The following is a 7,223-nucleotide window of genomic DNA, read 5'->3' as shown; positions in this document are numbered from 1 at the left end:
AAAAATGAACTTAAATCAAAAAATAATAAAGCCAAAAATAGGGTTACTAGAACTAGCTAAGAGTCTTGGTAGCATATCATCAGCATGTAAAGCGATGGGCTATAGTAGAGATAGTTATTACAGATTTAAAGAACTGTATGAAACTGGTGGCGAAGAGGCATTGTATGAAATTAGTCGAAGAAAGCCAATAATAGCGAATAGAGTTGATCCAGCGATAGAGAAAGCAGTAATGGATATGGCAATAGAATATCCAGCATATGGACAGCTAAGAGTATCAAATGAGCTTAAGAAGAGCGGTATACTTGTATCGCCTGGAGGAGTGAGATCAATTTGGTTACGTAATGATTTAAACAATATCAGTAAAAGGCTTAAAGCATTAGAAGCAAAGATGGCTCAGGATGGTATTGTTCTTACTGAATCTCAATTACAAGTGCTAGGAAAAAGAAGCTCATGGAGAAATTGAGACGCAGCATCCAGGTTATTTAGGATGTCAGGATACGTATTATGTAGGTAATTTCAAAGGTATAGGTAAGGTTTATTCTCAGGTATTTATTGATAGCTATACTAGGGTAGCGGATGCTAAACTATATACTGATAAAACAGCTTTAACTGCTGCTGATATGCTTAATGACCGCGTGTTACCATGGTACGAGACTCAAGGGATACCAATACTTCGTATTCTTACAGATCGTGGGTCAGAATATAAGGGAAATATAGAACATCATGCTTTTGAATTATTTCTAAGTATTGAAGGTATAGAGCATACTACTACTAAAGCATATTCTCCTCAAACAAATGGTATGTGTGAGCGTTTTAATAAAACCATGAAACAAGAATTCTTTGATACAGCTATGCGGAAAAAGATTTATACAGATCTTGATGATTTACAATTATATATTGATATTTGGTTAGAGCATTTCAATAATGAGCGACCACATTCAGGAAAATATTGTTATGGAAAAACTCCTATGCAAACTTTTAAGGATAGTAAAAAATTAGCTGTTGAAAAGAATAATGAAATCTTGTATCCTGAATACGTCTCTGACAGTCAAAATTTAACTGACAATCAGGTGCAAAATTTATAGTGTCTGTAAGATCAAATCTTGACTTCTACAAAAAAATAAGTGCAGCAGAAATGGTTAAAATATTGTATCAACAGCAGAAACAAGAATTGCTATTAATTAAGTTATTTGACCGGTTACATAATATACAAACAGTAGGAGCTAAACCTCCTGAGAAAGGAAGAAAAATAATTTTAGAGACTTTACAATTTTTCTTAACTGTTGCTACTTATCTTAAAATACCAAATGTTACAAGACAATTACACACACATTGTTTAAATATAATTGCAAATTATAAAAAATTAAATTTATATAAAATGCAGTATAATTTATCCCTCTTTACTCACGCATCACAATATGGGACTAAACAGTTAAGTTAATATTATCAGGGATATAGTAATTGTAAGGTGAGATATTAAAGATTATTGTTCATGATACAGAATTAGATTGCTACAAAAAACAAAAATATATAAGTCAAGAATTAACTAAAGGCTAATATGATTGCTAAATCTATTAGTGTTACTATAAGATAGTTCTTTTGCTAAGAGTCGTTATAGTAAAGGATAAATCAATAATATAGTAATTAGGTTTGGTATAGGTCTCAGAACTTCTTGATTTTTTAACTATTTCATAAGATTATCAATAATTTTTGAGTTGTTAATGTTTATTAAAATTCATTTAAAATTAAATTTACAATTAATAATTTTAATACTAAAATTATGGCAATAGGATGATATAATTTTTTTTAAACTTATTTCATGGTGGTTAAACATGACTAAAAGAAAATTGGATTGTGTAATAATCAAGGAGAGTATACAAATTAATACAATAAATAAGAAAAAAGAATTAGAGGGTAATGCCGAAAAAGGTATAATTTACCAGGCTTCTAGTGTATCAAGTATAATCTATTCTGATAAAAATATTAAATCATTATTAAAAAGTTATTTACCAAATGCAAATATAGAAGATATTTACTTATTTAAAGTAATAGGGGATCATGTATATTATAATTTTATAAACAATTTAAAAGCCAAATTAATACATGAAACTAAAGATAAAATAGTATCAGATGATAAATTTTATGTCATAATTGAACAATCTATTAATAGTGACCTACAAGTATCTTCTGCAATTATATTAAAGTTGTATAATAAAAATAATAAAAACCAAATTAAAATATTACCTGTTTTAGGTTCTACTTCAGGTTCGTTACTGGGTGAATTTCTAAAAACACTAGAATTAAGTAAAGTATTAATAAAAGTTGATTCTATACCTGATTGGTTTCGTGAAAATCAGTCTATTAATGTATATTTAGAGAATCTCATAGAGGTAATAAAACTTAGTATAGAGCATAAATCACCGAGTAAAATACCAAATGATAAAATTATAGAAATCATGAATACTCCTTATGCAGAATATGAGAAGATACATCAAGGATTACTGAATAGATTAGAATTAACTGATGATGAAGGAATAGATCAATTAAGCCTAGTTGATAAGAATCAAGATGAATTTGTTGCAAGCTCCAGCATAAAAAAAACAGTATCCTGGGATCCGACAGTAGAAGATAATGAAGGTCATACAATAAGGAGAAAAAAACATAAATTTAAAGTCAAAACAAAAGAAAAAGATGAGGTTGAAGAATATTTTGAACAGTGCATTACATCTTGGAATTGGGATCAAAAAATATGGGAAGAGAGATATTTTAACACAAATAAATTAGATTCTGACAAATTTCAGTACTTACTTGATAAGTATTGTGATCAAATTAGAGGAGCATTTGGTAGTCATATTTCAACGAAGCATCATTATGATCGTCCTGAATGTTATCATGGGTGTGGTGAAGTAAAAGAAGAGATATTAAATAAAATTATTGAAGGATATATTTTCTTAATAAATTGTTCTCCAAATTTACTTAATCTTTTCAGGGAATACCAAGAATCTATGTTAGAGTCCTTTTCTCAATGTGATATTGATATGTTAGGATTCTATAAGGCTTATCCTGAGTTAAAACTAATAAATTTAATTGAAAAGAGAATTGATAACATAGACGTAGATGAAAAAGACCAGAATAGTATAATCATTCCTATATCTGATGATAAGACTGATACTGAAATACTGGTTGATATTACAAATTATAATCAAGAAAATTCTGAATTAAAATTAACTGGCGATATTGTAGATAGTTATGAATAGCTACTACTTAAAGTTATCTTTATTTTTAATAAGTAATATATAAAGTAATAAAATGAGTCGTGACTTTTTAGATATATCATCAACTTTAGCTCATAATCTTAAAGAATATTTCGAGAATTTGAATTCAGATCTTTATAAGATAAAGAAATGGTTTGAGGATAATATTCGTGGTGGTGATCGATTAATAGCTAATAGAAGTAAAGTAAGTGCCATATGGTTATATAAGCAATTAAAACAATATAAGTCTAATATATTAAATCAAAAATTAGTTAAAGAAGTTTTAGACAAGCAATTAAAATTAGAAGCAGCACAAATCGTAGATTATTTTACAAGTCAGCAAGATAGTGCAAAAATCATTCTATTATATTCTAAATATAAACAAGGATATAAATCATTAAAAACTGGACAAGAAGTTCATAGACAAGCTAGCCAACTACGTAAAACTATAAATAAATCTATCGCAACACATTTAAAAGTAAATTTGGATATAGACGATATTAAAAAGATTCAAGATGTTCAATTTAAACAAAAAATATTTAATAAAATACATGAACAAAGATTAGGTATAATTAAAGATTATCTAAAAGATATAGGATATAACAAAGTTACTCTTAGCATTACTATAGATGAAATAAAGAACATAATACGAGATAATGGGTTAACAGGTAGTAAGCTAGGAGAATATATAGAACAAATCTACAACCAAGAAGTAATTCATGAGGTTATTAGCGATACTGAAAGTGAAGATACAAGTTACAGAACCAGTGATAATAGCACAAATGATCGGACAGAATATAATAAACTAATTAAAAAGATTAAACACAAGGCAGAAGAGCAATTAAAGAAGCCTATTAACAAAGTATTATTAGAAATTAATAATAATGCTAGTCAAAAACATGGACTTAGAATAATAAAATTATATGGTATAAATAATCTTAATATAGATCTAGAAGTTAATGAACAAGCAATTATCAATAAAGTATCGATCAAAAGGAATGGAGGTAGTAATAAACAAGATAATCATACTGTTCCTGTATCCACATTCCTTAAATCTTTAGAGAAAAATCTTAAAAATACAAAGCTTACAGAAGTTGCTATCAAGAATTTACTACATCACTATGGAAAATACTTACAAGATGATATATCGAATCCTGAGCAAAGGAGAGAACCACAACACACTTCAGAATTTGACTGGATAAAAGATAAAATATTCGGCTTTGATAGTAAAAGTTTAGATCAGAAATTATCTATAGTTGAAAAATATATTATACCTTTTATATTTTATGAGTGGAATACCAGAGCTGAAGCTAGTTTTAGAGCAGTAAAGGAAGCTACAGCTTATGGAGCAGAAGGCAATTTAATAAAGAAAATAAATAAACAATTTAATGAATTAATAAAAAGTCTTAAGAAGGGAGAAATACAATCGATTAATAATTTAAAAGAAAAAATTAATGAGATATTACCTGAATATTGTAAATCTATAGATTTACCTCCTGAAAATCAATTAACTCCTAAAAGGTTTGGAGTTGTTATCAGTGATGCAAGAAGATTATTTAAAATATGGTTTTCATTACTGGAGAATGTGGATAAAAATCTAGGACTGCGTTTACTCTTAGATAGTAATGGGTCAAATGATTATAAATTATTTAAAGAAGATTTTTTTGATAGGCAGAAATTTGGTGAGCAGATAATTGATTCAAAGCAACAATTAACCAGAAAACAAAAACAGAGTTTAAAGAATAAGTTAAGTGAATATATAGCAAGCAATCCTGAAACAGTAGATTCAGGGTCTGATCATAGTGAATCTGATCAAAGTTCTTCATCTGGTTCTCTTTCGCCCGGAAGAGATGAAGATGTTGATGTGATACTGGAAAAAGTAGAGCAAGCACCAATTAAAGTTGAATACACATCTGATAAAATTAAACTAATACTTCAACATTATTTGCCACAAAAAAATATAGAACAAGTTTATCTAATAGATGCTCCAGATCAATATTATAATTGTGTAGAGAATTTGAAACAACAATTAATATGGGAAACTAAAGATAAAGTAATATTGAATGATAAATTTTATATTGTAATAGAAAGACCAGGTGATCAATCATATGTATCTTCTGTAATAATGTTAAAATTATTTAACAAGAATAATAAAAACCACATTAAAATGTTACCTGTGTTAGGTTCTATTTCAGGTTCGTTACTGGATGAATTTCAAAAAACACCAGAATTAAGTAAAGTATCAATAAAAGTTGATTCTATACCTGATTGGTTTCTTGAGCATAAGTCTACTACTAATGTATATTTAAACAACCTGATAGAAGTAATAAAACTAAGTATCGAATGTAATGCTCCTTGTAAGGTGCAATATGATGAGATAGAAGAGATAATGAGTGAATCTTCTATAGAATATGAAAAAACACATAAGAGTATTTTAGATCAAGTAAGTAGAGTAAGTATTGGAGAGCAAGCTGGTACGAGTGGGATATTAAAAAGGAAAGGAACAGGCAGTGATTCACCTATAAAAAAAGTAAAGTTTAATTTAGAAAATCTAGAAGAACACAGAGATAATATAGGTTTGCAAGCATCTGGCTCTGGTTGTTCTACTCGTACTTCTAGTAAGAAACGTCTTAAACGTGATCTATGTCAAGAAGAGGAAACTAAAGAGATATTTCCATATGAACCATTGGAAGAAAATGTCGTAGAATCTTCTAAAATCAGTGCAAGACTATATTCACAAATAGCATATCTTGTAGCTTTAGAGCATCCAGAACCTACTAATCCAAATATCAAGCCAGACAATGTTCTTACTTATGTGACTAATATAGGAGATATAATTAGTGAAGGAGAAATAAACCATAGTTTACGAGAACAGGAATTATTACAAACTCATTATCGGGAAGCACAAGACTTCTTTAATCAATACCCTAAAGATACGGTATTAAAATTGGTAGGAGCAGAAATTGATTCGTCAAGTCGTGCTTGGTTATTTGATAATGGTAAACATTCCTTATTAGTATCATATGATGGGCATCGTTATCATATATATAGTCAAGATTTGAACTATAGACAAAGCTTTCAAACCAAAGAAGGAGTAAGGTTTACGGATATAGAATTATATGCCGAAGCATTTTTTAAATGGCGTAGTGATAGCATAGAATATGACTTGTTTACTTTAAAACAAAATGTACCAGAGGAAATTACCAATAAGATAAAGCAAGCTAAATTCTGGAATCCTGATCAAGTTGTTTCTGATTTAGTATTACTTGACAAAGGATCTTTCTCAAAGATAGAGGAAATACCAGCAAAAGTGGTAAGAGAGTTATTCTTTTTAGATGATAAAGTACCAGAACTTACGGCATTGCATGAGAACTTTTTTGCTGAATATTCAGGAAAAATTTCTATTAGAATAGAAGAATTACATAATGTCTTATCATCTTTAGATCCACAAGCAAGTAAATCTTTAGTAGATTTAGTAAAGCAGCATAATTTCCGGGTAGATACTACATATCTTAATAATATGCCAGAAAGTACAAAAAGTTTACTATATTCTTATCATAACGAGGTTAGCAACAAGTTAAAAACATCAGAATCTATTACTATTCAAGATTTATCTGATTTATCTTGGCAAATCATTGCAGACAAAATGTTGGAACATCCTGAAATTTCATCTGAATTAAGAGAGCCATCACTACAGAGTGTGAAGGAGTTACACTCTGTAGCTGCTACGCGTGCTCATGCACTTGGGATAACTAGTCAAACATTATTTTTCTTGCCTGATATCATTAGATCAATGAACACTGGTAATTTTGAAGGATTACAAAAAAACGCTGAAATGATGTTAGGAGATATGGCTTTTAATAAAATGTATGATTCACTAATAAGTAAATTGGGATCAGTATTACCTGAAAGTAGAATAGCATTACTTAAAAAACTACCCTTAACAAGTCCTAATTTAAGATATTAACA

General features: G+C 28.8%; 2 protein-coding genes and 2 pseudogenes. All 4 read left to right on the top strand.

Features of this window, described 5'->3' with window-relative positions; translation table 11 throughout:
- The first annotated feature begins 4 nt into the window (after nt 1-4).
- Nucleotides 5-1,085: pseudogene (locus RAT170B_RS07090) on the top strand (IS481 family transposase).
- Between the two features lie 29 nt (nt 1,086-1,114).
- A pseudogene (locus tag RAT170B_RS07085) lies at nt 1,115-1,441 on the top strand (hypothetical protein); the annotation flags it as partial.
- A gap of 391 nt (nt 1,442-1,832) precedes the next feature.
- Nucleotides 1,833-3,257, top strand: a complete 1,425-nt coding sequence (locus tag RAT170B_RS07080) for a hypothetical protein (protein WP_045805996.1) — start codon at nt 1,833-1,835, stop codon at nt 3,255-3,257.
- A gap of 52 nt (nt 3,258-3,309) precedes the next feature.
- Nucleotides 3,310-7,221 (top strand): hypothetical protein, encoded by a 3,912-nt coding sequence (locus tag RAT170B_RS07885; protein ID WP_052692001.1) that lies wholly within the window; start codon nt 3,310-3,312, stop codon nt 7,219-7,221.
- Nucleotides 7,222-7,223: the final 2 nt, after the last annotated feature.

Origin of the sequence: Rickettsia argasii T170-B (assembly GCF_000965185.1) — a bacterium.
GTDB lineage: Bacteria > Pseudomonadota > Alphaproteobacteria > Rickettsiales > Rickettsiaceae > Rickettsia > Rickettsia rickettsii.
Note: the sequence above shows the minus strand (reverse complement) of the source record. Positions and strands in the feature narration are given on the sequence as shown.

Excerpts from the sequence above, each read along its gene's own strand:
- RAT170B_RS07080 (WP_045805996.1), top strand. The coding sequence starts at position 1,833 with ATGACTAAAAGAAAATTGGATTGTGTAATAATCAAGGAGAGTATACAA.
- RAT170B_RS07885 (WP_052692001.1), top strand. The coding sequence starts at position 3,310 with ATGAGTCGTGACTTTTTAGATATATCATCAACTTTAGCTCATAATCTT.